This is a genomic window from Pseudomonas sp. nanlin1 (assembly GCF_045571515.1).
GTDB lineage: Bacteria > Pseudomonadota > Gammaproteobacteria > Pseudomonadales > Pseudomonadaceae > Aquipseudomonas.
The window spans coordinates 4,387,033-4,413,396 of sequence record NZ_CP124218.1; the positions used below are offsets into that span (position 1 = coordinate 4,387,033).

At 59.5% G+C, this 26,364-nt stretch carries 25 protein-coding genes; 17 read left to right on the forward strand and 8 right to left on the reverse strand.

Features of this window, described 5'->3' with window-relative positions:
- Positions 1 to 22: 22 nt before the first annotated feature.
- The 7 genes from ispC to rpsB all read right to left on the reverse strand — a co-directional run bounded on the left by ispC (position 23) and on the right by rpsB (position 6,062).
- On the reverse strand, positions 23 to 1,213 hold the full coding sequence (ispC, locus tag QCL65_RS20270; RefSeq protein WP_407311918.1) for a 1-deoxy-D-xylulose-5-phosphate reductoisomerase: 1,191 nt from the start codon (positions 1,211 to 1,213) through the stop codon (positions 23 to 25).
- Positions 1,210 to 2,025, reverse strand: a complete 816-nt coding sequence (locus QCL65_RS20275) for a phosphatidate cytidylyltransferase (RefSeq protein WP_407311920.1) — start codon at positions 2,023 to 2,025, stop codon at positions 1,210 to 1,212. The genes ispC and QCL65_RS20275 overlap by 4 nt, the downstream gene beginning before the upstream one ends.
- Positions 2,025 to 2,780 (reverse strand): polyprenyl diphosphate synthase, encoded by a 756-nt coding sequence (gene uppS, locus QCL65_RS20280; protein WP_407311922.1) that lies wholly within the window; start codon positions 2,778 to 2,780, stop codon positions 2,025 to 2,027. The genes QCL65_RS20275 and uppS overlap by 1 nt, the downstream gene beginning before the upstream one ends.
- A gap of 16 nt (positions 2,781 to 2,796) precedes the next feature.
- Complete coding sequence (frr, locus tag QCL65_RS20285) at positions 2,797 to 3,354, reverse strand: ribosome recycling factor (protein ID WP_407311924.1); 558 nt, start codon at positions 3,352 to 3,354, stop codon at positions 2,797 to 2,799.
- Positions 3,351 to 4,094 carry a UMP kinase gene (gene pyrH, locus QCL65_RS20290; RefSeq protein ID WP_407311926.1) on the reverse strand — a complete coding sequence of 248 codons (744 nt, stop codon included), beginning with the start codon at positions 4,092 to 4,094 and terminating at the stop codon, positions 3,351 to 3,353. The genes frr and pyrH overlap by 4 nt, the downstream gene beginning before the upstream one ends.
- Before the next feature lie 171 nt (positions 4,095 to 4,265).
- Complete coding sequence (tsf, locus tag QCL65_RS20295; protein ID WP_407311928.1) at positions 4,266 to 5,132, reverse strand: translation elongation factor Ts; 867 nt, start codon at positions 5,130 to 5,132, stop codon at positions 4,266 to 4,268.
- A gap of 189 nt (positions 5,133 to 5,321) precedes the next feature.
- Complete coding sequence (gene rpsB, locus QCL65_RS20300) at positions 5,322 to 6,062, reverse strand: 30S ribosomal protein S2 (RefSeq protein ID WP_249672328.1); 741 nt, start codon at positions 6,060 to 6,062, stop codon at positions 5,322 to 5,324.
- A gap of 359 nt (positions 6,063 to 6,421) precedes the next feature.
- Here rpsB and map point away from each other — a divergent pair, with 359 nt between their 5' ends.
- The 8 genes from map to QCL65_RS20340 all read left to right on the forward strand — a co-directional run bounded on the left by map (position 6,422) and on the right by QCL65_RS20340 (position 15,361).
- Positions 6,422 to 7,201 carry a type I methionyl aminopeptidase gene (map, locus tag QCL65_RS20305; protein ID WP_407311931.1) on the forward strand — a complete coding sequence of 260 codons (780 nt, stop codon included), beginning with the start codon at positions 6,422 to 6,424 and terminating at the stop codon, positions 7,199 to 7,201.
- Between the two features lie 42 nt (positions 7,202 to 7,243).
- A complete protein-coding gene (locus QCL65_RS20310; RefSeq protein ID WP_407311933.1) occupies positions 7,244 to 9,949 on the forward strand; it encodes a [protein-PII] uridylyltransferase in 2,706 nt (901 codons plus the stop codon).
- Position 9,950: 1 nt separating this feature from the next.
- The gene (dapC, locus tag QCL65_RS20315) at positions 9,951 to 11,147 is read left to right on the forward strand and encodes a succinyldiaminopimelate transaminase (RefSeq protein WP_407311935.1); all 1,197 of its coding nucleotides are present in this window, start codon (positions 9,951 to 9,953) and stop codon (positions 11,145 to 11,147) included.
- Between the two features lie 144 nt (positions 11,148 to 11,291).
- Positions 11,292 to 12,131, forward strand: coding sequence for a hypothetical protein (locus tag QCL65_RS20320; protein ID WP_407311937.1), 840 nt, complete (start codon positions 11,292 to 11,294; stop codon positions 12,129 to 12,131).
- 143 nt (positions 12,132 to 12,274) lie between these two features.
- Positions 12,275 to 12,622, forward strand: coding sequence for an ArsC family reductase (locus QCL65_RS20325; RefSeq protein WP_407311939.1), 348 nt, complete (start codon positions 12,275 to 12,277; stop codon positions 12,620 to 12,622).
- Positions 12,623 to 12,664: 42 nt separating this feature from the next.
- Positions 12,665 to 13,699: a 2,3,4,5-tetrahydropyridine-2,6-dicarboxylate N-succinyltransferase gene (gene dapD / locus QCL65_RS20330; protein ID WP_407311941.1), complete on the forward strand. Its 1,035-nt coding sequence runs from the start codon at positions 12,665 to 12,667 to the stop codon at positions 13,697 to 13,699.
- 52 nt (positions 13,700 to 13,751) lie between these two features.
- Positions 13,752 to 14,957, forward strand: coding sequence for an aminotransferase class V-fold PLP-dependent enzyme (locus QCL65_RS20335; RefSeq protein ID WP_407311943.1), 1,206 nt, complete (start codon positions 13,752 to 13,754; stop codon positions 14,955 to 14,957).
- Positions 14,954 to 15,361, forward strand: a complete 408-nt coding sequence (locus tag QCL65_RS20340) for a SufE family protein (protein ID WP_407311945.1) — start codon at positions 14,954 to 14,956, stop codon at positions 15,359 to 15,361. The genes QCL65_RS20335 and QCL65_RS20340 overlap by 4 nt, the downstream gene beginning before the upstream one ends.
- Here the strand turns inward: QCL65_RS20340 and tcdA are convergent.
- Complete coding sequence (tcdA, locus tag QCL65_RS20345) at positions 15,358 to 16,158, reverse strand: tRNA cyclic N6-threonylcarbamoyladenosine(37) synthase TcdA (protein WP_407311947.1); 801 nt, start codon at positions 16,156 to 16,158, stop codon at positions 15,358 to 15,360. The genes QCL65_RS20340 and tcdA overlap by 4 nt on opposite strands.
- Before the next feature lie 167 nt (positions 16,159 to 16,325).
- Between tcdA and QCL65_RS20350 the strand changes: the two genes are divergently transcribed.
- The 9 genes from QCL65_RS20350 (at position 16,326) to QCL65_RS20390 (ending at position 26,357) form a co-directional block, all read left to right on the forward strand.
- Positions 16,326 to 18,917, forward strand: coding sequence for a glycosyltransferase (locus QCL65_RS20350; protein ID WP_407311949.1), 2,592 nt, complete (start codon positions 16,326 to 16,328; stop codon positions 18,915 to 18,917).
- A 102-nt stretch (positions 18,918 to 19,019) separates the two neighbouring features.
- Entirely contained in the window at positions 19,020 to 19,841 is an 822-nt protein-coding gene (locus tag QCL65_RS20355) for a hypothetical protein (protein WP_407311951.1), read from the forward strand.
- Positions 19,842 to 19,942: 101 nt separating this feature from the next.
- The gene (locus QCL65_RS20360; RefSeq protein WP_407311953.1) at positions 19,943 to 20,764 is read left to right on the forward strand and encodes a hypothetical protein; all 822 of its coding nucleotides are present in this window, start codon (positions 19,943 to 19,945) and stop codon (positions 20,762 to 20,764) included.
- Positions 20,765 to 20,932: 168 nt separating this feature from the next.
- Positions 20,933 to 21,745: a hypothetical protein gene (locus QCL65_RS20365; RefSeq protein ID WP_407311955.1), complete on the forward strand. Its 813-nt coding sequence runs from the start codon at positions 20,933 to 20,935 to the stop codon at positions 21,743 to 21,745.
- A 166-nt stretch (positions 21,746 to 21,911) separates the two neighbouring features.
- On the forward strand, positions 21,912 to 22,733 hold the full coding sequence (locus tag QCL65_RS20370; protein ID WP_407311957.1) for a hypothetical protein: 822 nt from the start codon (positions 21,912 to 21,914) through the stop codon (positions 22,731 to 22,733).
- A 287-nt stretch (positions 22,734 to 23,020) separates the two neighbouring features.
- Positions 23,021 to 23,827 (forward strand): hypothetical protein, encoded by an 807-nt coding sequence (locus QCL65_RS20375; RefSeq protein WP_407311959.1) that lies wholly within the window; start codon positions 23,021 to 23,023, stop codon positions 23,825 to 23,827.
- Positions 23,828 to 24,017: 190 nt separating this feature from the next.
- On the forward strand, positions 24,018 to 25,154 hold the full coding sequence (gene dapE, locus QCL65_RS20380) for a succinyl-diaminopimelate desuccinylase (RefSeq protein ID WP_407311961.1): 1,137 nt from the start codon (positions 24,018 to 24,020) through the stop codon (positions 25,152 to 25,154).
- Positions 25,154 to 25,966: a putative RNA methyltransferase gene (locus QCL65_RS20385; protein ID WP_407311963.1), complete on the forward strand. Its 813-nt coding sequence runs from the start codon at positions 25,154 to 25,156 to the stop codon at positions 25,964 to 25,966. The genes dapE and QCL65_RS20385 overlap by 1 nt, the downstream gene beginning before the upstream one ends.
- A 13-nt stretch (positions 25,967 to 25,979) precedes the next feature.
- A complete protein-coding gene (locus QCL65_RS20390) occupies positions 25,980 to 26,357 on the forward strand; it encodes a hypothetical protein (RefSeq protein WP_407311965.1) in 378 nt (125 codons plus the stop codon).
- Positions 26,358 to 26,364: the final 7 nt, after the last annotated feature.

Consider the following 26,364-nt stretch of genomic DNA (forward strand, 5'->3'; position numbering starts at 1 on the left):
CGTAGCCAGGGCACACTTTCACCTATTGGCCGCGGCGACTCAACCACTGCTCGGCAAGCATTCGTGCCCGCCCGTCGGCGGCAAACACCGCGTCTAGGTCATCGACCGGCACCACCGCCTCGCGCTCCAATACTGCTGCGATCATACGCGCGATCTCAGGGTACCGCAGGCGCCCTTGCAGAAACGCCTCCACCGCCACCTCATTAGCCGCGTTCAACATCGCCGGGGCACTGCCGCCCGCCTGGGCAGCCTCGCGCGCGAGGCGTAGGCACGGAAAACGCTGTTCGTCCGGCGCCTGGAAGTCCAGCCGGGCAATACTGAATAGATCCAGCGGCGCTACGCCGGAATCCAGCCGCTGCGGCCACGCCAGGGCATGGGCGATGGGGGTGCGCATATCGGGGTTGCCCAACTGCGCCAAGACCGACCCGTCGACGTAGTCAACCAGCGAATGGATCACGCTTTGCGGATGCACCACCACTTCGACCTGTTCGGGCCGCGCGTCGAACAGCCAACACGCCTCGATCAGTTCCAGGCCTTTGTTCATCATGGTCGCGGAGTCGACCGAGATCTTGCGCCCCATGGACCAGTTCGGATGGGCGCAAGCCTGCGCCGGGGTAACCTGCTCCAGCTCGGCCAAAGGCGTCTGCCGGAACGGCCCACCGGAGGCGGTCAGGAGGATCCGCCGCACCCCTACCGCCGTTAACCCACGGGCGAAATCCTGGGGCAGGCATTGGAAAATAGCATTGTGCTCGCTGTCGATGGGCAGCAATACGGAACCGCTGCGCTGGACCGCCTGCATAAACAGCGCGCCGCTCATGACCAAGGCTTCTTTGTTGGCCAGCAGGATTTTCTTGCCAGCATGCACTGCGGCCAGCGTGGGTCGCAGCCCTGCCGCACCGACGATGGCAGCCATCACGGCGTCCACTTCGGGCGCCGCCGCCACCTGGCAAAGCCCCTCCTCGCCCACCAATACTTCAGTGGCGCAGCCCGCTGCTTGCAGCGAACGCTGCAGCTCATCGGCGGCTATCGGGTTCGGTACCACACAGTAACGCGGGGTATGCTTTAGGCACAGTGCACGCAGCTCGGTCAGGCGGCTATAACCCGACATTGCGAACACTTGATAACGCTCAGGGTGGCGTGCAATCACATCCAGGGTGCTGAGCCCGATCGAGCCGGTTGCGCCCAGCACGGTAATCCATTGAGGCTGGCTCACAGTACGCCCCAGCCAGCGGCCCAGAGCAATACCGCAAACACCGGAATCGCCGCTGTGAGGCTGTCGATTCGGTCCAGCACACCGCCATGCCCAGGCAACAGGTTGCTGCTGTCCTTGATACCGGCGCTGCGCTTGAACATGCTTTCGGTCAGGTCACCGACCACCGAGATAGCCACCACCACGGCGGCCCCCAGCAGTGTCTGGATGATCTGCCCCACCGCCCAGCCTTCGTACAGGCCGACACCTAGGGTGACGGCCAGGCACAGCAGCATGCCACCGTAAAAGCCTTCCCAGCTTTTACCTGGGCTGACCTTTGGGGCCAACTTGCGCTTGCCCAGGGCCTTGCCGGAGAAATAAGCGCCGATGTCGGCGCCCCACACCAGCAGCATGACGGTCAGGATCAAGCTATTACCCAGAGGCCACTGTTTGATGAGGATCAGCCCCTGCCAGGCCGGTAACAGGATCAACAAGCCGATCAGCAGCTTGCAGGCGACACTGGACCAGTGTGCGCTGGACGCGGGATACGTTATTACCAGGTAAGTGGCCAGCATCCACCACAGCACCGATGCACCCAGCACCCAAGGCGCCAGGTCAGGCGCCAGATACAGGAAGAACAACAGGGCAGCGACCGCCGCCGAGAAGGTGATACGCATGGCCTGAGCTTCGAGCCCGGCCAGCCGTGCCCACTCCCAAGCGCCTAAAGTGACCACGACACCGATGAACAGGGCAAAACCTGCCCCCTTGAGCAGAAAAAACCCGCACAAGGCAATCGGTAGCAGGATCAGTGCTGTAAGGATGCGTTGCTTAAGCATTAGGCACGGGCTCCAGCCTCGACCTGCTCGCTAGTCTTGCCAAAGCGACGCTGCCGTGAGGCGAAATCGGCCAATGCTCGACGCATGGCCTCGTGTTTGAAGTCCGGCCAGAACAGGTCGGAGAAGTACAGCTCGGCATAGGCCAGCTGCCATAACAGGAAGTTGCTGATGCGGTGTTCGCCGCCGGTCCGAATGCAGAGGTCTGGCAGCGGTAGATCCCCGGTGGCCAGACAGGTCTGCAGCAGCTCGGGGGTGATGTCTTCAGGGCGCAAATGGCCCGCCTGGACTTCCCGAGCCAGACGCTGGGAAGCCTGGGCGATATCCCACTGGCCGCCGTAATTAGCCGCAATCTGCAGAATAAAGCGGTTATTGCCAGCGGTTTGCGCCTCGGCTTCGCGCATGGCTGCCTGCAGCTCGGGATGAAAGCGCGAGCGATCGCCGATAATGCGCAAGCTGATGGCATTGTCGTTCAACCGCCGCGCTTCGCGGCGCAAGGCGGTGAAGAACAACTCCATCAGTGCACCGACCTCTTCGGCCGGGCGCTGCCAGTTTTCGCTGGAGAAGGCAAATAGGGTGAGCACTTCGACCTTGGCTTCGGCGCAGACCTCGATGACCGCACGAACCGCGTCCACGCCCGCCTTATGGCCAGCCACACCGGGCAGCAGGCGTTTTTTTGCCCAGCGATTGTTTCCATCCATGATGATCGCAACATGTCGCGGCACAGTGGACGGCAAAGCCAGCTTGGTCTTTTCCATGTGAACGGGCAGTCCCTTAAACGGCCATCAGGTCCGCTTCTTTCTGCTTCACGGCTACTTCGATATCCGCCACGAACTTGTCAGTCAGTTTCTGGATGTCGTCTGCGGCACGGCGCTCTTCGTCTTCGCTGATCTCTTTTTCCTTGACCAGGTCTTTGAGCTGGCTCAAGGCATCGCGACGAATGTTGCGCACGGCAACCCGGCCGTCTTCAGCGGCATCACGGGCCTGCTTGGTGAAGCCCTTACGGGTTTCTTCAGTCAGAGCCGGCATGGAAATCAGCAGCAACTCACCCAGGTTGGTCGGGTTGAAGCCCAGACCGGAACTCTGGATGGCTTTGTCCACAGCGCCCAACATGTTGCGTTCGAACGCAACCACTTGCAGCGTGCGCGAATCTTTCACAGTGACGTTGGCGACTTGGTTCAGCGGGGTGTCGGAGCCGTAGTACGGCACCATCACACCACCCAGCACGCTCGGGTGAGCCTGCCCGGTACGGATGCGGCTGAACGCGTGGAGCAGCGACTCCAGGGATTTCTGCATGCGCACTTGGGCGTCTTTTTTGATTTCGTTGATCATTGCTCGCCTTCCTCGATCAGGGTTCCTTCGGCGCCGCCCACTACGATGTTCAGCAGGGCGCCAGGCTTGTTCATGTTAAATACCCGCAACGGCATCTTGTGGTCGCGGCACAGGCAGATGGCGGTCAGGTCCATCACGCCGAGCTTGCGATCCAATACTTCATCGTACGTCAGGCGGTCGAATTTCTCAGCATGTGGATCCTTGAAAGGATCGGCAGTGTACACGCCGTCGACCTTGGTGGCTTTGAGCACTACGTCAGCATCGATTTCGATGGCACGCAGGCAGGCCGCCGAATCGGTGGTGAAGAAGGGATTACCGGTACCGGCGGCGAAGATCACCACGTCACCGGAATTCAGGTGGCGGATGCCCTTGCGGCGGTCGTAATGGTCGGTCACGCCCACCATGGAGATCGCCGACATGACGATGGCGGCGATGTTCGAACGCTCCAGCGCGTCGCGCATGGCCAATGCGTTCATCACGGTAGCCAGCATCCCCATGTGGTCGCCAGTGACCCGGTCCATGCCCGCCGCGCTCAGCGCAGCGCCGCGGAACAGGTTGCCGCCGCCGATAACCAGACCGACCTGAACACCGATGCCAACCAATTGGCCGACTTCCAGCGCCATGCGATCCAGCACTTTGGGGTCAATCCCAAACTCTTCGGAGCCCATCAGGGCCTCGCCGCTCAATTTGAGCAAAATGCGTTTATAGCGAGGTTGACGACCACTCACCTGCTGAGCCATTGCGAGTTTCTCCTGCGGCGTTGTAGAAAATTCTGTGCGGGCTACCCGTTGCAGCCTGCGCTAACTCTAGATGGAATCACGGCCTCGTGAGCCAAAATTCGTCTCTCACTTTGACAAAGAGGCTGCGCGCGTAAGCGGGCAGCCTCTTTTGTCGACAGTTGGAAAACCGTCTTACTGCTTGCTGGCAGCCGCTACCTGGGCAGCAACTTCGTCAGCGAAGTTGTCGACCGGCTTCTCGATGCCTTCACCTACCGCAAAACGGGTGAAAGAAACGATTTCAGCGCCGGCCTGCTTGGCCAGGGCACCGACGGTCAGCTCAGGGTTCTTGACGAACGCTTGCTCGACCAGGCTGGCTTCAGCCAGGAACTTCTTAATGCGGCCGCCTACCATGTTTTCCACGATATTGGCTGGCTTGCCTTTGATTTTGTCTTCGTTGAGGCTCATGAACACGGCTTTTTCGCGTTCGATGGCATCAGCCGAGACTTCCGAAGGCAACAGGAACTCAGGGTTGCTAGCGGCTACGTGCATGGCGATATCACGGGCCAGCTCGACGCTGCCGCCCTTGAGAACGACTGCCACACCGATTTTGTTGCCGTGCAGGTAAGAACCTACAACGTCACCTTCAACCCGCGCCAAACGGCGAATGTTGACGTTTTCGCCCACTTTGGCCACCAGGTTAACCCGCGAGGTTTCCTGAGCTTCGATCAGCGGAGCCGCGTCGGTCAGCTTGTCGGCGAAGGCTTTTTCCAGGCTTTCGTTTACGAAGGCCTTGAAGTCGTCTTGCAGGGCCAGGAAGTCGGTCTGCGAGTTGACTTCGATCAGAACGGCGACCTTGCCGTCGTCCTTGATGCTGATAGCGCCTTCAGCTGCGACGTTGCCAGCCTTTTTAGCCGCTTTGATGGCGCCGGAGGCGCGCATGTCGTCGATTGCTTTTTCGATGTCGCCGCCGGCCTTGGTGAGGGCCTTCTTGCAGTCCATCATGCCTTCGCCGGTACGCTCGCGCAGTTCTTTGACCAGCGCTGCAGTAATCTCTGCCATTTCAAAATCCTCTTGGATAGGTTATCAACCATTCCACCCGATTCGCACGGGCGATCAAATCTTTGGACCCCGCCAGCTACTGCCGAAAACAATGCAATCAATACACTGGCGATAGGGATCCGAGGTGGCAAAAAGGGGGCCTAGCCCCCTTTTTGCTTGCGTACTGAGTCAACGCCAGGCGTCAGCGACTCAGCCCTCTACCGCAGCGGCAGGTGCGTCCTGGACGTACTCTTCAGTACCGCCAGCGACGTGGTTGCGGCCACGGATGACAGCGTCAGCCATCGAACCCATGTACAGCTGGATAGCGCGGATAGCGTCATCGTTGCCTGGGATGATGTAGTCAACGCCTTCTGGGCTGCTGTTGGTATCGACAACGCCGATGACCGGAATGCCCAACTTGTTGGCTTCGGTGATCGCGATACGCTCGTGATCAACGTCGATAACGAACAATGCGTCAGGCAGGCCGCCCATGTCCTTGATACCGCCCAGGCTACGATCCAGCTTTTCCAGGTCGCGAGTACGCATCAGCGCCTCTTTCTTGGTCAGCTTGGCGAAAGTACCGTCTTCGGCCTGAGTTTCCAGGTCGCGCAGGCGCTTGATCGAGGCACGGATGGTTTTGAAGTTGGTCAGCATGCCGCCCAACCAGCGATGGTCGACGTACGGCGAACCGCAACGTGCTGCTTCTTCAGCAACGATCTTGCCAGCCGAACGCTTGGTGCCGACGAACAGGATCTTGTTTTTGCCCTGGGCCAGACGCTCTACGAAGGTCAGTGCCTCGTTGAACATTGGCAGGGTTTTTTCAAGGTTGATGATGTGGATCTTGTTACGCGCGCCGAAAATGTATTTACCCATTTTCGGGTTCCAGTAACGGGTCTGGTGGCCGAAGTGCACACCGGCCTTCAGCATATCGCGCATATTGACTTGGGACATGATAGTTCCTTGATAAGTCGGGTTAGGCCTCCACGCATCCCAATGACCAACCCGCAGCGGTTCACGCTGTAGGCACCCAGGTCATCGTGTCGACACGTGTGTGGGTTCTTTGGTTTGTTCGCTCCCCAGGCGTACCCGGAAAGCGGCGCATTTTATACCACAGAACCTGGGCCAGAGAAACCTGAAATATCGTTGCGCAACAACGTCTTTTGCGCGGGGCCTTGTTTCGCGCGACAATGGCCCCCATCGTTCCTCTATATAAAGAAGCGTCGGCCCCGCCCCTACCGGTTCATGGGCCTCTGTTAGAATCTGCTTCACTTCCGTATTCCACCACGCCCGCGCGTGCCGAGAGAGCCTGTATGACCGTTACCCTCAAGACCCCCGAAGACATCGCCAAAATGCGCATCGCTGGCCAACTGGCAGCCGACGTACTGGAAATGATCGCCCCCCACGTCAAGGCGGGCACCACCACAGAAGAGCTCGACCGCCTGTGCCATGACTTTATCGTCAATGAACAGAAGGCCATACCGGCGCCGCTCAATTACAAAGGTTACCCCAAGTCGATCTGCACCTCGCTGAACCACGTGGTGTGCCATGGCATCCCCAATGAAAAGCCGCTCAAGGATGGCGATGTCCTGAACATCGACATCACCGTGATCAAAGATGGCTACCATGGCGACACCAGCCGCATGTTCCATGTAGGCACCGTGCCCGAGTGGGCCATTCGCCTATCGAAAATCACCCAGGAATGCCTCTATAAAGGCATCGAGGTAGTGCGCCCCGGCGCGCGCCTGGGCGACATTGGCGAGGTTATCCAGAAGCACGCCGAGAAAAACGGCTTTTCGGTGGTGCGCGAATACTGCGGCCACGGCATCGGTAAGGTGTTCCATGAAGAGCCGCAGATCCTGCACTATGGCCGCGCTGGCGAGGGCATGGAACTGCAAGAAGGCATGACCTTTACCATCGAGCCCATGATCAACCAGGGCAAGGCAGAAACGCGCCTGCTGGGTGATGGCTGGACCGCCATCACCAAAGATCGCAAGCTTTCGGCACAGTGGGAACACACCCTGGTGGTGACCGCCACGGGCTATGAGATCTTCACCCTGCGCAGTGACGACACGATCCCTCGCAGCAACTGAGCCGCCGCTGGCCATCGCCCCTCCAACCTCGCGAGCCTCAAGATGCCCCAAGTAGACCCGGAATTATTCGACCGCGGCCAGTTCCAGGCTGAACTCGCCCTGAAGGCCAGCCCGATCGCGGCCTTCAAGAAGGCCATTCGCCACGCGAGCGAAGTGCTGGACGAGCGTTTTCATAAAGGCCGCGACATTCGCCGCCTGGTAGAAGACCGTGCTTGGTTCGTCGACAACCTTCTGGAGCGCGCCTGGGAGCAGTTCGATTGGAGCGATGACGCCGATATCGCCCTGCTGGCGGTGGGCGGCTATGGGCGTGGCGAGTTACACCCCTATTCCGACATCGACCTGATGATCCTGCTGGAAAGCGCAGATCACGAAGTTTTTCGCGAATCCATCGAGGGTTTTCTCACTCTATTGTGGGACATCGGCCTTGAGGTTGGGCAAAGCGTGCGCTCGGTCGATGAGTGCGCCGAGGAGGCCCAGGCCGACCTCACGGTGATCACCAACCTGATGGAATGCCGCACCATTGCCGGCCCGGAACGCCTGCGTCGGCGCATGCTGGAGGTCACCAGCACGGCCAACATGTGGCCTAGCAAAGAGTTTTTCCTGGCCAAGCGCGCCGAGCAGCGAGCACGCCACCACAAATACAATGACACCGAATACAACCTGGAGCCCAACGTCAAAGGCTCACCGGGTGGCCTGCGGGACATTCAAACCATTCTCTGGGTGGCCCGGCGCCAGTTCGGCACCCTGAACCTGCATGCCCTGGCCGGCGAAGGCTTTCTGGTAGAAAGCGAAAACAACCTGCTCGCCTCCTCCCAGGAGTTCCTGTGGAAGGTGCGCTACGCCCTGCACATGCTGGCGGGCCGCTCCGAGGACCGCCTGCTGTTCGACCATCAGCGCAGTATTGCCGGCTTGCTGGGTTACAAGGACAGCGACGCGAAGCTCGCCATCGAACGCTTCATGCAAAAGTATTATCGGGTGGTCATGAGCATCGCTGAGCTCAGCGACCTGATCATCCAGCATTTCGAAGAAGTGATTCTGGCCGACGATGACGGCAGCGTCACCCAGCCGATCAATTCGCGCTTCCAGTTGCACGACGGCTATATCGAAGCCACCCATGTGAATGTCTTCAAACGCACGCCGTTCGCGATGCTGGAGATCTTCGTGCTGATGGCGCAAAACCCTGAGATTAAAGGGGTGCGCGCCGACACCATTCGCCTGTTGCGCGAACATCGGCACCTGATCGACGATGACTTTCGCAATGACATCCGCAACACCAGCCTGTTTATCGAGCTGTTCAAGTGCGAGTTCGGCATCCACCGCAACCTGCGGCGCATGAACCGCTATGGCATTCTCGGCCGTTACCTGCCCGAGTTTGGCCATATCGTTGGGCAGATGCAGCATGACCTGTTTCATATTTATACAGTCGATGCGCACACCCTGAACTTGATCAAGCACCTGCGTAAACTGCAGTACACCCAGCAAGTGTCAGAGAAATTCCCATTGGCGAGTAAGCTCATGGCGCGCCTACCCAAGGCCGAATTGATTTACCTGGCCGGGCTGTACCACGACATCGGCAAAGGCCGTAACGGCGACCATTCGGAGCTGGGCGCGGTTGACGCAGAGGTGTTCTGCCGGCGCCATCAGTTGCCGATCTGGGACAGCCGGCTGATTGTCTGGCTGGTGCAGAACCACCTGGTGATGTCGACCACCGCCCAACGCAAAGACCTCTCCGACCCCCAGGTCATCCACGACTTTGCCCAGCAGGTGGGCGATGAAATCCATCTGGACTACCTTTACGTGCTGACGGTTGCCGACATCAACGCGACCAACCCCAGCTTGTGGAACTCGTGGCGCGCCAGCCTGCTACGCCAGCTCTACACCGAGACCAAGCGGGCCCTACGCCGGGGCCTGGAGAATCCGTTGGACCGCGAGGAGCAGATCCGCCGCACGCAGCACGCTGCCATCGATATCCTCGTGCGTGGCGGCACCGACCCCGACGACGTCGAGCAGCTCTGGTCGCAGTTGGGCGACGACTATTTCCTGCGCCATACCGCAGGCGACGTGGCGTGGCACACCGATGCGATCTTGCAGCAGCCCGACCACGGCGACCCCTTGGTATTGATCAAAGAGACCACCCAGCGCGAGTTCGAAGGCGGTACGCAGATTTTCATCTACGCCCCTGACCAACACGACTTCTTCGCGGTAACCGTGGCGGCCATGGACCAGCTCAACCTGAACATCCACGATGCGCGCATCATCACCTCGAGCAGCCAGTTCACCCTCGACACCTACATCGTGCTCGACACCGACGGCGGCTCGATTGGCGACAACCCGCAACGTATCGCGCAGATCCGCCAAGGCCTGGCCGAAGCGCTGCACAACCCGGACGACTACCCGACCATCATCCAACGGCGGGTACCGCGTCAGCTCAAGCATTTCGCCTTCGCGCCCCAGGTCACCATCCATAACGATGCCCAGCGCCCCGTCACCGTGCTGGAGCTGAGCGCGCCGGACCGGCCCGGACTGTTGGCACGCATCGGCAAGATTTTCCTGGAGTTCGACCTGTCCCTGCAAAATGCCAAGATCGCGACCCTGGGCGAGCGAGTAGAAGACATCTTCTTTATTACCGACGCCAACAACCAGCCGCTGTCCGACCCGCAGCTGTGCAGCCGCCTACAAAACACCATCGTCGACCAGTTGAGCGTCAGCCAGACGGCCGGCGTGGAACTGAACCGCCTGAGTATTTGATATGAACGACGCCCTGACGCATCTGCAGCCTTACCCTTTCGAGAAACTACGCGCCCTGCTGGGAGCAGTGACACCCAACCCGGAGCTGCGCCCCATCGCCCTCTCCATCGGCGAGCCAAAGCACCCGTCGCCGGCCTTCGTCAAGCAAGCGCTGGCGGAAAACCTCGACCAGATGGCGGTCTACCCCACCACCCAGGGGATCGCCGCGTTGCGCGAGGCCATCGCCCAGTGGGGCGAACGGCGCTTCAACGTACCGGCGGGCTGGCTTGACCCGGCCCGTCATGTGCTACCGGTCAATGGCACCCGTGAGGCGCTGTTCGCCTTCACGCAAACCGTGGCCCAACGCAACGTCGACGGCCTGATCGTCAGCCCTAACCCCTTCTATCAAATCTACGAAGGCGCGGCGATTTTGGCCGGGGCGACCCCGCACTACTTGCCTTGCCTGGACAGCAATGGTTTCAACCCGGACTTCGAGGCGGTATCGGCGCAAGTCTGGCAGCGCTGCCAGATCCTCTTTCTGTGCTCCCCAGGCAACCCCACGGGGGCACTGGTGCCGCTGGAAACCCTGAAAAAGCTCATTGCCCTGGCCGATGAACACGACTTCGTGATTGCCGCCGACGAGTGCTACAGCGAGCTGTACTTCGACGAACAGGCACCACCGCCCGGCTTGTTGAGCGCCTGCGCGGAACTGGGCCGCAGCGATTTCAAGCGCTGCGTAGTGTTCCATAGCCTGTCCAAACGCTCCAACCTGCCAGGCCTGCGTTCAGGCTTTGTGGCAGGGGATGCGGATATTATCAAAGCCTTTCTGCTGTACCGCACCTACCACGGCTGCGCCATGCCCGTACAAACTCAATTGGCCAGCATCGCCGCCTGGCGCGATGAGGCTCACGTGCGCGAAAACCGTGATCTGTATCGGGAAAAGTTCGACGCGGTGCTGGCGATTCTTTCTCCGGTGCTGGACGTCAAGAAACCCGATGGCAGCTTTTATCTGTGGGCCAAGGTGCCGATGGACGACGCACAGTTCAGCAGGCAGTTGTTCGAGCAGGCTCACGTGACGGTGGTGCCCGGCTCCTACCTGTCGCGAGAAGTCGACGGGGTCAACCCGGGCGCCGGACGAGTGCGCATGGCCCTGGTTGCGCCGCTGGCCGAGTGCGTCGAAGCGGCAGAGCGAATTCGCGGCTTCCTGGCCAGCCGCTAACGACCTACCAGTCGATCCGCAATCCGCCTAGCGCCAGGTGTGTTTCAACCCACCTGGCGCTAAGCGGCCTATATAAGTAATGCGCCCGCTGCGGCGCCCTGCTCGACACTCCAGGCTCCTATTCATGAGTCAACGGAGTTAGCCATGAACGACTTCTTTTTTCATTGCGTCCCGCAGAGCCAGGATGATGAGCCTGACTATGGGCAACGCGCTTGCGCCATCGCGATAGCCGAAAACCCCGCCAATGACCGCTCGATCAGCCCAGGCGATGGGCTGCACACTAAATTCTGGAAGCCAGGGCGCACCCTCAGTTTCCGATTCGTACGCGCAAACGGTACGCCGCTCCCCCTTGAACAGGCCCAGGCCATCTTCAGCGCAGGCAGCGGCTGGCTGAGCTACGCCAACCTAAAGTTCGAGCTGTTCAACGCATTAGACGAAGCGCAGCAGCAAGCACGCCTGGACGCCCAGGAGATGGCCGAGGAATCCGGGCTAGCGCCCGCCGAGCTGGCGCAGCTGGACTACCACAGCCCCAGTTGGTGCCTGCTATTTAAAGTGAGTTTTGCCTCCACGAGATGTTCCTCAATAGCGATCGGCACGGACTCACGGCTAGGCGGCTACTGCATGAGCCTGGACCTGGTCCCGCCAGAGCACCCCGACTTCGAAGCCCATGTTCTGCACACCTTCGGCCATCTGCTCGGGTTGCGCTTGGAGCACTTGCACCCCGATGCAGATGTGCCATGGGACGTCGACAAGGCCCTGGAGGCCTTCGCTAAAAGCGGATGGGGCCCGGCGAGTTCGAACGCCTATCTGTTCGACAAACTGCCCTATGGCGAGATTCTGCCCATGCCGTATGACCCGACCTCCATCATGCACTTGGCGATCCCTGGCTTCGTAACCCACAACGGCTGGGAACAGCCGCCGAATAAATGCATCGGCCCCGGAGACATCGCCAGGGCCCGCCTGGCCTACCCGGCCACTCAGTAAGGAGCCCTTGTTTGCAAGACTAAATTTAAGCTCGCGCCATGGCTGTCACCACACAGACATGGCGTTGAAACATTCGATGTCGCATAATTCGTCGATTGATATTTGGGAGAGAACGGGGCCGGTTTGGCGCCCCAGGGCAATCGATGACTTACACCCTCTACGGCATCAAAGCGTGCGACACCATGAAGAAAGCCCGTACCTGGCTGGACCAGAACGGTGTCGAGTACCGCTTTCACGACTACAAGGCTTCGGGCATCGACCCCCAGCTACTGGCCCGCTGGTGCGATGAACACGGCTGGCAAACCGTGCTCAACCGCGCCGGCACGACCTTCCGTAAGCTCTCGGACGAACAGAAAGCCGACCTCGACCAGGCGCGCGCCATCGAGTTGATGGTCGCGCAACCGTCGATGATCAAACGCCCTGTGCTCGATCTCGGCAGCAAAACGCTCGTAGGCTTCGTGCCTGACATCTACGCCGCGGCCCTCCAGTAAGCACTGGCATTACGGCCCGCAACATTTTCAAGAGGTAAGCCCATGTCCACTACCCTGTTCAGCCTGGCCTTCGGTGTCGGCACGCAAAACCGCGAAGGCGTCTGGCTGGAAGTTTTCTACGCCCTGCCCCTGATTAACCCGTCGGCCGAGTTACTGGCCGCCGTGGCACCGATCCTGGGCTACAGCGGTGGCAACCAGGCAATTGCGTTCAATACCGCACAAGCTTCACAATTGGCCGACGCGGTAAAACCGCTGGACGCCGCTCAAGGTGCGCTGCTGACCCGCCTGGCAGAAAGCCACAAGCCGTTGGTTGCCACTCTGCTGGCTGAAGACACCGCCCTGACCTCGACCCCAGAGGCCTACCTGAAACTGCACCTGCTCTCCCATCGTTTGGCCAAGCCCCACGGCCTGAGCCTGGCCGGGATTTTCCCGCTGCTGCCCAACGTGGCCTGGACCAGCCAGGGCGCCGTTGATTTGAACGAACTGGCCGGCCTGCAACTGGAAGCTCGCCTCAAAGGTGAGCTGCTGGAAGTCTTCTCGGTGGATAAATTCCCCAAGATGACCGACTACGTCGTGCCTACCGGCGTACGCATCGCCGACAGCGCCCGGGTCCGCCTGGGCGCTTACATTGGCGAAGGCACGACCATCATGCACGAAGGGTTCGTCAACTTTAACGCGGGCACCGAAGGCCCCGGCATGATCGAAGGCCGCGTCTCGGCTGGGGTGTTCGTGGGCAAAGGCTCGGACTTAGGTGGCGGTTGCTCGACCATGGGCACCCTCTCCGGTGGTGGCAATATCGTGATCAAAGTGGGCGAAGGTTGCCTGATTGGCGCCAACGCCGGCATCGGTATCCCCCTGGGCGACCGTAACACGGTGGAATCGGGGCTGTACGTGACGGCAGGCACCAAGGTGGCCTTGCTCGACGAGCAGAACCAGTTGGTGAAAGTGGTCAAGGCGCGCGACCTGGCCGGCCAGCCCGACCTGTTATTCCGGCGCAACTCGGAAACCGGCGCTGTGGAATGCAAAACCCACAAGTCGGCCATCGAGCTGAACGAAGCCCTGCACGCCCACAACTGAGTGGCACCCCCAGGCCCACTTGCCGTGGGCCTGGACGCCAGAGCCGACCGCCATGTTTCAACCTTCCCCTTGGCGTAGTGATTTTCCGGCTATCGCCGCCCTGCAAGGGCAACAGCAAACCTACCTCGACAGCGCCGCCACGGCGCAGAAACCCCAGGCGATGCTCGATGCCTGGTGCCATTATTACCAGCACGGCGCCGCCAATGTGCACCGTGCGCAGCACCTACCCGGCGCGCTGGCCACCCAGGCGTTCGAAAGCAGCCGCGAGAAAGTCGCCCACTGGCTGAACGCCGCCAGCCCCAGCCAAATTATCTTCACCCACGGTGCGACCAGCGCTTTCAACCTGCTCGCGTACGGTTTGGCCCATACCTTTGCCGCGGGGGATGAAATCGTCATCAGCGCCCTGGAGCACCACGCCAACCTTTTGCCATGGCAGCAACTGGCCCAGCGCCAGGGCCTCAAGCTGGTGGTCCTGCCCTTGGACGCAGATGGCAGCATCGACCTTGCCGCCGCCGCGAACCTGATCGGGCCACGCACTCGGCTATTGGCCGTGAGCCAGTTGTCCAATGTGATTGGCCGCTGGCAGCCCTTGCCCGCACTGCTGGCCATGGCCCGCGCCCAGGGCGCTCTGAGCGTGGTCGACGGTGCCCAGGGCGTGGTCCACGGGCGTCACGATGTGCAGGCGCTGGGTTGCGATTTTTACGTGTTCTCCAGCCATAAACTCTACGGCCCCGACGGCGTTGGCGTGCTCTATGGCCGCAGCGAGGCCTTGGGCCGGCTGCGCCACTGGCAATTCGGTGGCGAAATGGTGCATGACGCGGACTACCACAGCGCCTCGTTCCAACCCGCGCCGCTGGGTTTCGAGGCGGGCACACCGGCCATCGCCGGGGTGATCGGCCTCGGTGCGACCCTGGAATACCTGGGCGGCCTCGATCACCTGGCCATCGAGGCCCACGAAGCTGCTTTGCATGCGCGCTTGCTGCGCGGCCTGCATGATCGGGACGGCATCCGCCTGCTGGGCACGCCACAGCTGGCCCTGGCCAGCTTTGTCGTGGACAACGTGCACAACGCCGACCTGGCCCACCTGCTGACCGAACAAGGGATCGCCGTGCGCGCCGGCCATCATTGCGCAATGCCCCTGCTGAAAACCCTTGGGCTGGGCGGGGCCATCCGTGTTTCGCTGGGGTTTTACAACGACTCCGATGACCTGCAGCGTTTCTTTACGGCCCTGGACAAAGCCTTGGAACTGTTGCGATGAATGACCAAGCCGAGGCCGCATTGGACGAATTTCAACAGGCTGCGAGCTGGGAGCAGCGCGCACGCCTGTTGATGCAATGGGGTGAGCGCTTGCAGCCACTGAGCGCCGCTGAAAAAACCGAAGCCAATCGCGTGACGGGCTGTGAAAGCAACGTTTGGCTGGTGGCTGATTGGCGGGCCCCGCATTGGCATTTCAAAGCGGCCAGCGATGCTCGCCTGATCCGTGGTTTGCTAGCCCTGTTGCTGGTGCGCGTACAAGGGCTGTCACCCAGCGAAATGAGCAGCCTGGACCTGCCAGGCTGGTTCGCGCAGTTGGGGTTGGCGCGGCAATTGTCGCCGTCTCGCAGCAACGGCCTGAATGCGGTATTGCAGCGCATGGCCAGCCTGACCGTGCCCCAGAGCTAAACTCGATCAGCCGGGCGGCGAACGCCGGCGACCACTTTGTCCACCGCCTTGGTGGCGGCCACCATGCCAAAGGTCGCCGTCACCATCATCACCGCGCCAAACCCGCCGGCGCAGTCAAGCTTGACGCCATCGCCCACGAAGCTTTTTTGCAAACAAATGCTGCCATCGGGCTTGGGGTAGCGCAGCTGCTCGGTGGAAAACACACAGGGCACGCTGTAGTGCCGGGTTACCGTGCGGGAAAACCCATAGTCGCGGCGCAGGGTCGAGCGCACCTTTGAAGCCAGTGGGTCGTTGAAGGTGCGGTTCAGGTCACAGACCTGAATCAACGTCGGGTCGATCTGCCCGCCAGCACCGCCCGTGGTGATGATTTGGATCTTGCGCCGCTTGCACCAGGCGATCAGCGCCGCTTTGGCGTTGACGCTGTCGATACAGTCAATCACGCAATCGATATTGGGTGTGATGTAGTCAGCCATGGTCTCGCGGGTGACGAAATCGGCCACCGCGTGCACCACGCCATCGGGGTTGATCCCGCGCAGGCGCTCGGCCATCACCTCGACCTTGGGCCGCCCTACGGTGGAGTCCAGTGCGTGCAACTGCCGGTTGGCATTACTGACGCAAACATCGTCGAGGTCGAACAGGGAAATTTCACCCACACCACAGCGTGCGATCGCCTCCGCCGCCCACGACCCCACCCCGCCTACGCCGACGATAGCCACATGCGCAGCGCGCAGCCGCTGTAGCCCCTCTACACCATACAAACGGGCGATACCGGCAAAACGGGGATCTTCTGTGCTCATGCTCTGGACCTCAAAAACCGGCGCGCATTATAGGGCGCTGCGAGCCGCAGGGCACCTACCGCCGATAAGTGAATGGGATTAAGTCATTCAGCGAAACGCCTTACAAGCTATACCTATAATTTCGTACAACGATGTACGATGCGCCCTACTTAGGAATTGAACTCTCTATGTCATCGCGCAAATTTGGTATCAACCTTGTAATCGTCCTCGCCATCACGGCGCTGTTCACTGGCTTTTGGGCGCTGATCAACCGCCCGGTGAGTGCACCGAACTGGCCTGAACAGATTTCCGGCTTTTCCTACTCGCCGTTCCGGCTGGGGCAAAACCCTCAACGTGACCAATACCCGTCCGATGAAGAGATGCGCCAAGACCTGGAGCAGATGAGCAAGCTCACGGATAACATCCGCATCTACTCGGTGGACGGCAGCCAGGCCAACATTCCCAAACTGGCGGAAGAGTTTGGCCTGCGGGTGACGTTGGGCATCTGGATCAGCCCCGACCTTGAGCGCAATGAACGCGAGATCGCCAAGGGCATTGAACTGGCTAACTCCAGCCGCAGTGTGGTGCGGGTCGTGGTGGGCAACGAAGCGCTGTTCCGTAAAGAGGTCACCGTCAAAGACCTAGGCGCCTACCTGGACCGCGTGCGCGCAGCGGTGAAAGTGCCGGTGACCACTTCCGAGCAGTGGCACATCTGGGAGCACAACCCAGAGCTGGCCAAGCACGTCGACCTGATTGCCGCCCACATCCTGCCTTATTGGGAGTTCATTAAACGCGATGATGCCGAGCAGTTCGTGCTCGACCGTGCCCGTGAACTCAAGCGCTTGTTCCCGAAAAAGCAGCTGCTGCTGTCCGAGGTTGGCTGGCCGAGCAATGGGCGGATGCGCGGCGGTGCCGATGCGACCCAGGCCGACCAGGCCATTTACCTGCGCACCTTGGTCAACCGGCTTAACCGCCAGGGCTACAACTACTTCGTGATCGAAGCCTACGACCAGCCCTGGAAAGCCAGCGACGAAGGCTCGGTAGGCGCCTACTGGGGCGTGTTCAACGCCGCCCGGCAGCAGAAATTCAACTTTGACGGCCCGGTGGTCGCCATTCCGCAATGGCGCGCATTGGCCGTGGGTTCGGTGGTGTTGGCCATGCTTTCGCTGGCCATGTTGCTGATCGATGGCTCGGCCCTGCACCAGCGCGGGCGGACCTTTTTGACCTTTATTGCCTTTCTTTGTGGGTCAGTGCTGGTGTGGATCGGCTACGACTACAGCCAGCAATACAGCACCTGGTTCAGCCTGACCGTTGGCTTCTTGCTGGGGCTGGGCGCGCTGGGGGTGTTTATCGTGCTGCTGACCGAAGCCCACGAGCTGGCAGAGGCCGTGTGGACGCAAAAGCGTCGGCGCGAATTCCTGCCCGTGGACACGGACCACGGCTACCGCCCCAAGGTATCGATCCACGTGCCCTGTTACAACGAGCCACCGGAGATGGTCAAACAGACCCTCAACGCCCTGGCCAACCTCGACTACCCCGACTTCGAAGTGCTGCTGATCGACAACAACACCAAAGACCCGGCGGTGTGGGAACCGGTCAAAGCCCATTGCGAGACCTTGGGCCCGCGCTTCAAGTTCTTCCACGTCGCGCCCCTGGCCGGCTTCAAGGGCGGCGCCCTGAATTACCTGCTGCCCCACACTGCGGCCGATGCCGAAGTGATCGCGGTGATCGACTCGGACTACTGCGTCGACCGCAACTGGCTCAAGCACATGGTGCCGCACTTCGCCGACCCGAAAATTGCGGTGGTGCAGTCGCCCCAGGACTACCGCGACCAGAATGAAAGCGCGTTCAAAAAACTCTGCTATTCAGAGTACAAAGGCTTTTTCCACATTGGCATGGTGACCCGCAACGACCGCGACGCGATCATCCAACACGGCACCATGACCATGACCCGGCGTTCGGTACTCGACGAACTGGGTTGGGCAGACTGGTGCATTTGCGAGGACGCCGAACTGGGCCTGCGCGTATTCGAAAAAGGCCTGAGCGCGGCGTACCACCACAACAGCTATGGCAAGGGCCTGATGCCCGACACCTTTATCGACTTCAAAAAGCAGCGTTTTCGCTGGGCCTACGGCGCCATTCAGATCATCAAGCGCCACACTGCCAGCCTGTTGCGCGGTAAAGACACCGAGCTGACCCGTGGCCAGCGCTATCACTTCCTCGCCGGTTGGCTGCCATGGGTGGCCGATGGCATGAACATCTTCTTTACCGTGGGTGCCTTGCTGTGGTCTGCGGCGATGATCATCGTGCCGCAACGGGTCGACCCGCCGCTGTTGATTTTCGCGATTCCGCCCCTGGCGTTGTTTTTCTTCAAGGTCGGCAAGATCATCTTCCTGTATCGCCGCGCCGTGGGGGTCAACCTCAAAGACGCCTTTGCCGCTGCCCTAGCGGGCTTGGCGCTGTCACACACCATTGCCAAAGCAGTGTTGTATGGCTTCTTCACCCGCAGCATGCCGTTTTTTCGCACACCGAAAAACGCCAACAGCCATGGGCTGTTAGTGGCCCTGTCAGAAGCGCGGGAAGAACTATTCATCATGTTGCTACTGTGGGGCGCGGCGGCGGGGATTTGCCTGGTGCAGGGTCTACCCAGCTCGGACATGCGCTTCTGGGTCGGGATGCTGCTGGTGCAGTCGTTGCCTTACCTGGCTGCGTTGATCATGGCGTTCCTTTCTTCGCTGCCCAGGCCCGTGGTGCAGGTAGTCGAAGTGCAACAGGCCTAAGCACCCCAGGCCCCGACCTGACACATTAGCCAGTTGTTGAAAGATCTGCCGCTCTTAAGCTGGAAGTGCAGGCCACTGCCCTTCCACTTGGAGCCTTTAACCATGAGCTATTCGTTCTCGATCGAACTGGACAGCGATTCGCCTGATAACTTCGCCGTAGAGATCCGCGGCCAAGGCGGCACTGAGCTGACTGAGCGATTCAAAGCCTATCCCTTCAACGTTGAAGAGGGGCATGCCATTCATTTCAGATACCCGGGTGGCGACGCTAACATCATTATTGAAAATACCAGCACCCAGTCCTTTATTTTGGAGGACAGCCAGCCCCGCATACGCCTTAACCTGCAGCGCGGTCAACGTCTGCAGGTGCGTATCCCGGCAGGAACCAACGCCCTCTACCCGTACCCTCAAAAACACAAGGGGGACTGCGACTATTTCAAGACAAAGCAAGCCGGGATGTTCGAGCGCCCGGTGATTTGTTTGTTCTTTGCGGGGAGACGCAGCGAGCCCGTAGATTATGAGAGCCGGCTGTTGAAAATTAAGTTGGACATCGAATATCGCGGGCGTCCCTACTTTGAACACGACGAAAGGCTGCCTTTCATCGCCAAAGGTTTGCCATTGAGCAAAGCCGAATTCTTTGATCGACATTATGCCCCGGCTAAATATCCAATGTGGACATACTATGGAATGCCTGAAAATGTCGAACGGAGCGAGCTCATCCCCAAAGATTCAACCTATGAGGATAATCGGAAGATGACAGATGAGCAGGTCAAGGGCCTGACGATACCCATTCCTGCACAATACTATATAGACAATCGAATTGAACCGCCGGGGTACTTCGTCGGCTATCAATACCTGGTGGTAGGGTCTGACTCTATCTCGCCGAAGGTTGCGCAATTTTACGTGGCAGCACCGCCCGAGCAGTGATAACCCAGGCACCGACCTAACACATCAGCCAGTTGGCGAAAGATTTAGCGCTCTTAAGCTGGAAGGGCAGGCCGCTGCCCTTCCCCTTGGAGCCCTTGACCATGAGTTATTCGTTCTCGATCAAACTGACCAGCGATTCGCCTGATAATCTCGCAATAAGGATCGCCGACCTAAGCCCTCAAGAGCTCACTGAACGATTCAAACCCTATAACTTCGACGTTAGCCAGGGGCATGCCATTCGTTTCGACGACCTGCGCAGCGCCGCTCACATCATTATTGAAAATACCGGTGCCGAGGCCTTTGTCTGGGAAGACAACCAGCCCCGCATACGCCTGCACCTGAAGCCTGGTCAACGTAAGCAGGTGAGTATCGCGGCGACAACAGGAGCCCTCTACCCCTACTCTGAAGCCCGTAAGGAGCGCGCTGACTATTTCGAGGCGAAGGAAGTCGAGATGTTCGAGCACACGGTCATTTGTTTGTTCTTTGCGGGGACTCGCAGGGGCAGCGTAGCGGAGGACAACACGATAGAAAAACTCAAGAAGCACATTTTGGACGTGGCGCGCCGCGACCATAAGGATTACAAACAGCCGGATTCCATCGTCAAAGAATTGCCCATCAATAAAGCAGAATTTTTTGCTTTACATTATGCCCCCGCTCACTATCCCATCCGCAGATACCCATCCATGGGGAGAAATGTCGAGTGGGACAAGCTGACCTACTCACGCCAGAGCGATGGGGAAAATTTCAAGATGACAAATGAGCAGGTCAGTGGCCTGGCGGCGCCCCTACCTGCGCAACACTTTATTGACAACGGAATTGAGCCACCGGGGCACTTTGTCGGCTTTCAATACCTAGTGCTAAAGCCGGGGGGTCGCCCGCTGGAGGATGTCGAATTTTACGTAGCAGCACCGCCCCCGCAGTGATAACCCAGGCATCACTTGGAAGATCAGCAAACAGCTTGTGCAGCAAGTAAAATTACGAACGGTCTGAGGGCTCCAAGGCAAACCTGATAGATCAGCCAGTTGTCGAAAGATCTGGCGCTTTTAAGCTGGAAGTGCAGACCACAGCCCTTCCACCTGGAGCCCTTAACCATGAACTATTCGTTCTCGATCAAACTGACCAAAGATTCGCCTGAAAACCTCTCCATAGAGATCACCGGCCAACCCCGTACCGAGCTCACGGAACGATTCAAAGCCTATGACTTCAACGCTGAAGAGGGGCGTAGCATTCGTGTCACCCCCCTGCGCAGCGACGCTAACATCATTATAGAAAATACCGGCACCGCGCCCTTTATCTGGAAAGACGACGTGTCCGAGATACGCCTTCATCTTCAGTCCGGTCAACGTAAGCAAGTAAGCATCCCGGCAAGAACAGGCCCCCTCTACCCCTACTCTGAAAAAAGCAACGGGCGCATTAACTATTTTGAGACGAAGGAAGGGGAGATGTTCAACCGCTCGGTAATTTGTTTGTTTTTTACGGGGACGCGCACCGAGCCCCTACCTTATAACGGTAATATAGAACGAATTGTGTGGGACATCTTGGACGAGGTGCGTTACGACACTGATGAGCACAAAAAGCTGTATTTCATCGTCAAAGATCTGCCTATCAATAAAGCCGAATTTTTTGATTTCTATTATGTCCCCGCTATGTATCCAATGCGCACATACCGAGATATGGCTTTCAATGCAGAGCAGGGTAAGCTTCTCAGGGCATTTTCAACCCATGCGGGACATGTCGAGATGACAGCTAAGCAGGTCAGCGAACTGGCGGCGCCCATTCCTATTGAACAATTACAAGATGAGCCACTGGGGGAGTTTGTCGGCTTTCAATACCTAGTGGTCAAGCCTGGAAATGAGGCGATGGAGGATGTGCAGTTTTACGTAGCAGCACCGCCCCCGCAGTAATAACTTAGGCACCGCTGAAGGATCACCCCAGCCCTGTTATGCAGGTAAAAGCGCAACCGTCTTGAGCGCCCCAAGGCAGACCTGGCACATCCGCCAGTTGTTGAAAGATTTGGCGCTTATAAGCTGGAAGTGCAGGCCACTGCCCTTCCACCTGGAGCCTCTGACCATGAACTATTCGTTCTCGATAAAACTGACCAACCACTCGCCTGAAAGCCTTACGGTAGATGTCTACGACCAAAGCCCTACCGAGCTCACTGAACAATTCATAGCCTATAACTTCAATGTTGATGAGGGGCATGCCATTCGTTTCGGCGATCTGCCCAGCGGCGCACAGGTTATTATTGAAAATACCGGCACCCAGCCTTTTGTTTGGGAAGACAGCCAGCCCCGCATACGCCTTCACCTGAAGCCCGGTCAACGCAAGCAGGTGAATATCGCAGCGGGAGACTATGCCCTCTACCCCTACCCTGAAACACGCGGGGCGCGCGCTAGCTATTTCGAGACCAAGGAAGTCGAGATATTCGATCGCTCGGTGATTTGTTTGTTCTATGTGGGAACTCGCAGTGAGGCCGTACCTTACAACGCCACGATAGAGACACATTTGCGGCAGATCTTAAAGGCGGTGAATGTGGACTATGAGCCCCACAAAGAACCGAGTTGCATCCTCAAGACGCTGCCTGTCGATAAAGCAGAATTTTTCGCGCTACATTATTCCCCCGCTGAATATCTAATGCGCTTTTACGAAAACATCGCTACCAATGTCGAGCGCGGCAATCTTGTCTTCTCAGGCCCAAGCTTAGCGGGGCATAGTAGGATGACAGGCAAGCAGGTCAGCAGCCTGGCGGCACCCGTTCCTGCGCAACACTTTACTGAAAAGGGGATTGAGCCACCGGGGTACTTCGTCGGCTTTCAATACCTAGTGGTCAAGCCTGGGGATGAGCGAATGAAGGATGTGGACTTTTACGTAGCAGCACCGCCCGAGCAGTGATGACTGTAGCGCGCGGCCGCAAGAGTTAGCTTGGTGTAGGGGTTCCCAAGCACGGACATGCGCCGTGGGGTCGGGATATTGCCGGCGCAGTCGCCGCCCCACCTACCCGCTTTGCTCATGGCATTTCTTTCTTCATTACCCGGGCCCGCTGTACCGGTCGCTGTGCAAATGGCCTGAGCACGGGATGATCCTTAGCGGCAACCTGGCACATTAGCCAGTGGTCGTGAAATTGGCAGCTCTTAGTCTGTAACGGCAGGCCTCTGCCCTTACCACTGGAGTTGATGATCATGCACCACCCTTTCTCGCTTATGCTCATTGATCAGCCGCCAGACCAGCTGGAACTAGACATATATCGCGTCGGCCAGACAGCACTGACTAAATCCCACCTAGCCTATGAATTCACCGTTGAGGGCGGCAGCGCCATTCGCTTCCGGAACCTGCGCACTGATCTCGATGTGATTATCAAAAACACGGGTGCGCAGGCGTTCAATTGGCAAGACTCGACCCCCAGAGAGCGCCTTCGCCTAGAGCCAGGCGAACAAAAAATGGTTCGGATACCGGCTTCCATCGGATCTTTGTATCCCTATCCAGGCACATCGCGGGCTGATGGGAATTATTTCAAGCTAGCGGAAGACGAGATCTCCGATTACGTCGACTTCTTCCATCACCCTGTCGTGTGTCTGTACTTCGTTGACGCCCCCTACCACGCAGACGAGGTTCTACGCGACATCATTGAAAAGGTTAAAACCGATATACAGGACTACTCTAGGTATGGCCCGTATACGAACTTTCCTTACCCCATAGACGAGTACTACAGGGAGCTGTACAGACCCACTACCATCCCTCTGTATGAAGTAGAAGGCTCAATACCCTATGAGTCCGATGACTTGGAAAGCTATCAGGATGGAAGTTATCGCATGTCAGCTGAGCTGGTGAGTAAGTTGGCAAGACCTGTTCCCGCAGACGGCCGCATGGAGCTGTCCGAAGAAAAGCTGGGGCGTTTTATCGGTTACCAATACCTATTGGCTGGCCCTGAGCCCGGCGAGTTGGATGACGTAAGATTCTATGTGGCGTTACCGCTCACTCGACAGTAACCCCGGTTGATAACGTCAACCTGGCACATCCGCCAGTAGTGGGCAAATCAGAAGTTATTAAGCGACGAGGGGCCGGGCGCAACGCCGTCGGCCCTGAGCTTTGCCCCTTATGCCAGCAAACGCGCCTCACCCGACGTTTTGCTTTAATATAGCGACCCCCTTGCCCGCGCAGCCTCGGAGTCGCCTTTTCATGCTCTCGCCTACCCTAGAACTCGCCTGCGAGTTGATCCGCCGCCCTTCCGTCACGCCCCTGGACGCCGACTGCCAGAAGCTGATGATGCAGCGCCTGGGCCAGGCAGGTTTTGCGCTGGAGCCCATGCGGATCGAGGACGTCGATAACTTCTGGGCGACCCACGGCCATGGCGACGGCCCGGTGCTGTGCTTCGCCGGGCATACCGATGTGGTCCCCACCGGCCCTCTGCAAGCGTGGCAGATTGCGCCCTTCGAAGCGCTGATCGACGCCCAGGGCATGCTCCATGGGCGTGGCGCGGCCGATATGAAAGGGAGCCTGGCGGCCATGCTGGTGGCAGCCGAGCGCTTTGTCGGCGACTACCCGAACCATCGCGGCTCGGTCGCGTTTCTGATCACCAGCGACGAAGAAGGCCCCGCGCACCACGGCACTAAAGCGGTGGTCGAGCGCTTGGCCGCGCGCAACGAGCGCCTGGATTGGTGCATCGTCGGTGAGCCCTCGAGCACCAGCCTGGTGGGTGACGTGGTCAAAAATGGCCGCCGTGGCTCCTTGGGCGCCACCCTGACGGTACGCGGCGTACAAGGCCATGTCGCCTACCCGCACTTGGCGAAAAACCCGATCCACCTGTTCGCCGCCGCACTGGCGCAGTTGGCCGCAGAGCATTGGGATGACGGCAACGCGTTTTTTCCGCCGACCAGCTTCCAAGTCTCCAACCTGAATGCCGGAACCGGCGCGACCAATGTCATCCCCGGCGAGCTGGTGGCCGTGTTCAACTTCCGCTTCTCCACCGAATCCACGGTTGAAGGCTTGCAGCAGCGGGTCGCTGCGATCCTCGACCAACATGGGCTGGACTGGCATATCGATTGGGCGCTGTCCGGGCTGCCGTTTCTCACCGAACCCGGCGCCCTGCTCGATGCAGTCGCGGCCAGCATTGTGCAGGTGACCGGCCGGCACACCCAGGCTTCCACCAGTGGCGGCACCTCGGACGGGCGTTTTATCGCCACGTTGGGCACCCAGGTGGTCGAACTGGGCCCGGTCAACGCAACGATCCACCAGGTCAATGAGCGTATCCTGGCCAGCGATCTGGATGTGCTGACCGAGATCTACTACCAGACCCTGGTCAAGTTGCTCGCTTGATGCTCACGTGCCCGATCTGCTCCGCGCCCCTGGCCGCCCTCGACAACGGCGTTGCCTGCCCGGCCGGCCATCGTTTTGACCGCGCCCGCCAGGGTTACCTGAACCTGCTCCCCGTGCAGCATAAGAACAGCCGCGACCCTGGCGATAACCAAGCCATGGTCGAGGCGCGGCGCGACTTTCTCAACCAGGGCCACTATGCCCCTGTGGCGCAACGCCTGGCCGAACTGGCCGCTGAGCGGCGCCCGGCGCGCTGGCTGGACATCGGTTGTGGCGAGGGTTACTACACCGCGCAACTGGCCGCTGCCTTACCCAATGCCGACGGTTATGCCCTGGACATCTCCCGTGAAGCGGTGAAACGTGCGTGCCGTCGCGCGCCTTCGCTGCAATGGCTGGTGGCAAGCATGGCCCGCGTACCGCTGGCCGATGCCAGCTGCGATTTCCTCGCCAGCGTGTTCAGCCCGCTGGACTGGCACGAAGCGACCCGCCTGCTCGCCCCGGGGGGTGGCCTAATGCGGGTCGGGCCCACGCGCGACCACCTGCTGGAATTGCGCGAGCGACTTTACGATGAAGTTCGCGAGTACGTCGATGACAAACACCTGGCGCAGGTCCCTACGGCGCTTACCCACACCCACAGCGAAACCCTGACCTTCAAGCTCAAGCTAATCGACGGCCAGTCCCGCGCCGACCTACTGGCCATGACCCCCCATGGCTGGCGCGCCAGTGCCGACCGTCGCGCCGAGGTCATCGAACAGCCACGGCCGTTCGTAGTGACGGTGTCCATGCGGTACGATTATTTTCAGCGACAAGACTGAGCGAGCCTATTCAATGCGCCAACCCGATATCGAGATCTACCTCAAAGACGCCGAAGTCGACCACAAGGCCATCGCTGGCTGGCTCGGCAACGCGCTAGGGCCGTGCAGCGACTGGACGCAAAAAGGCCAGACCTGGAAATGCCGGGCCGGCAACGTACCGGTCACCTGGCTGCCCAAAGCCGTCGGCAAATGGAACAGCCTGTACCTGGAAAGCGCCGACACCCCCTGGGACGATGACATCGCCTGCGCCCGCGCCGCCTTCCAGGCCTTGCAGGTGGAAGTGCGTTGCGCACCGGGCACCTGGGTCGAAGAAGAAGGTGAAGAAAACGCCGACCGCTGGGTGCGCATCAGCGCCGATGGCGAGGAAGAAATTACCTGGCGCACGGCTTGAACCGCGC

What these genes read in the sequence shown, in the direction of transcription:
- QCL65_RS20275 (WP_407311920.1), bottom strand. Translation starts at nt 2,025, where the DNA reads ATGCTTAAGCAACGCATCCTTACAGCACTGATCCTGCTACCGATTGCC.
- uppS (WP_407311922.1), bottom strand. Translation starts at nt 2,780, where the DNA reads ATGGAAAAGACCAAGCTGGCTTTGCCGTCCACTGTGCCGCGACATGTT.
- frr (WP_407311924.1), bottom strand. Translation starts at nt 3,354, where the DNA reads ATGATCAACGAAATCAAAAAAGACGCCCAAGTGCGCATGCAGAAATCC.
- pyrH (WP_407311926.1), bottom strand. Translation starts at nt 4,094, where the DNA reads ATGGCTCAGCAGGTGAGTGGTCGTCAACCTCGCTATAAACGCATTTTG.
- tsf (WP_407311928.1), bottom strand. Translation starts at nt 5,132, where the DNA reads ATGGCAGAGATTACTGCAGCGCTGGTCAAAGAACTGCGCGAGCGTACC.
- rpsB (WP_249672328.1), bottom strand. Translation starts at nt 6,062, where the DNA reads ATGTCCCAAGTCAATATGCGCGATATGCTGAAGGCCGGTGTGCACTTC.
- map (WP_407311931.1), top strand. Translation starts at nt 6,422, where the DNA reads ATGACCGTTACCCTCAAGACCCCCGAAGACATCGCCAAAATGCGCATC.
- QCL65_RS20310 (WP_407311933.1), top strand. Translation starts at nt 7,244, where the DNA reads ATGCCCCAAGTAGACCCGGAATTATTCGACCGCGGCCAGTTCCAGGCT.
- dapC (WP_407311935.1), top strand. Translation starts at nt 9,951, where the DNA reads ATGAACGACGCCCTGACGCATCTGCAGCCTTACCCTTTCGAGAAACTA.
- QCL65_RS20320 (WP_407311937.1), top strand. Translation starts at nt 11,292, where the DNA reads ATGAACGACTTCTTTTTTCATTGCGTCCCGCAGAGCCAGGATGATGAG.
- QCL65_RS20325 (WP_407311939.1), top strand. Translation starts at nt 12,275, where the DNA reads ATGACTTACACCCTCTACGGCATCAAAGCGTGCGACACCATGAAGAAA.
- dapD (WP_407311941.1), top strand. Translation starts at nt 12,665, where the DNA reads ATGTCCACTACCCTGTTCAGCCTGGCCTTCGGTGTCGGCACGCAAAAC.
- QCL65_RS20335 (WP_407311943.1), top strand. Translation starts at nt 13,752, where the DNA reads ATGTTTCAACCTTCCCCTTGGCGTAGTGATTTTCCGGCTATCGCCGCC.
- QCL65_RS20340 (WP_407311945.1), top strand. Translation starts at nt 14,954, where the DNA reads ATGAATGACCAAGCCGAGGCCGCATTGGACGAATTTCAACAGGCTGCG.
- tcdA (WP_407311947.1), bottom strand. Translation starts at nt 16,158, where the DNA reads ATGAGCACAGAAGATCCCCGTTTTGCCGGTATCGCCCGTTTGTATGGT.
- QCL65_RS20350 (WP_407311949.1), top strand. Translation starts at nt 16,326, where the DNA reads ATGTCATCGCGCAAATTTGGTATCAACCTTGTAATCGTCCTCGCCATC.
- QCL65_RS20355 (WP_407311951.1), top strand. Translation starts at nt 19,020, where the DNA reads ATGAGCTATTCGTTCTCGATCGAACTGGACAGCGATTCGCCTGATAAC.
- QCL65_RS20360 (WP_407311953.1), top strand. Translation starts at nt 19,943, where the DNA reads ATGAGTTATTCGTTCTCGATCAAACTGACCAGCGATTCGCCTGATAAT.
- QCL65_RS20365 (WP_407311955.1), top strand. Translation starts at nt 20,933, where the DNA reads ATGAACTATTCGTTCTCGATCAAACTGACCAAAGATTCGCCTGAAAAC.
- QCL65_RS20370 (WP_407311957.1), top strand. Translation starts at nt 21,912, where the DNA reads ATGAACTATTCGTTCTCGATAAAACTGACCAACCACTCGCCTGAAAGC.
- QCL65_RS20375 (WP_407311959.1), top strand. Translation starts at nt 23,021, where the DNA reads ATGCACCACCCTTTCTCGCTTATGCTCATTGATCAGCCGCCAGACCAG.
- dapE (WP_407311961.1), top strand. Translation starts at nt 24,018, where the DNA reads ATGCTCTCGCCTACCCTAGAACTCGCCTGCGAGTTGATCCGCCGCCCT.
- QCL65_RS20385 (WP_407311963.1), top strand. Translation starts at nt 25,154, where the DNA reads ATGCTCACGTGCCCGATCTGCTCCGCGCCCCTGGCCGCCCTCGACAAC.
- QCL65_RS20390 (WP_407311965.1), top strand. Translation starts at nt 25,980, where the DNA reads ATGCGCCAACCCGATATCGAGATCTACCTCAAAGACGCCGAAGTCGAC.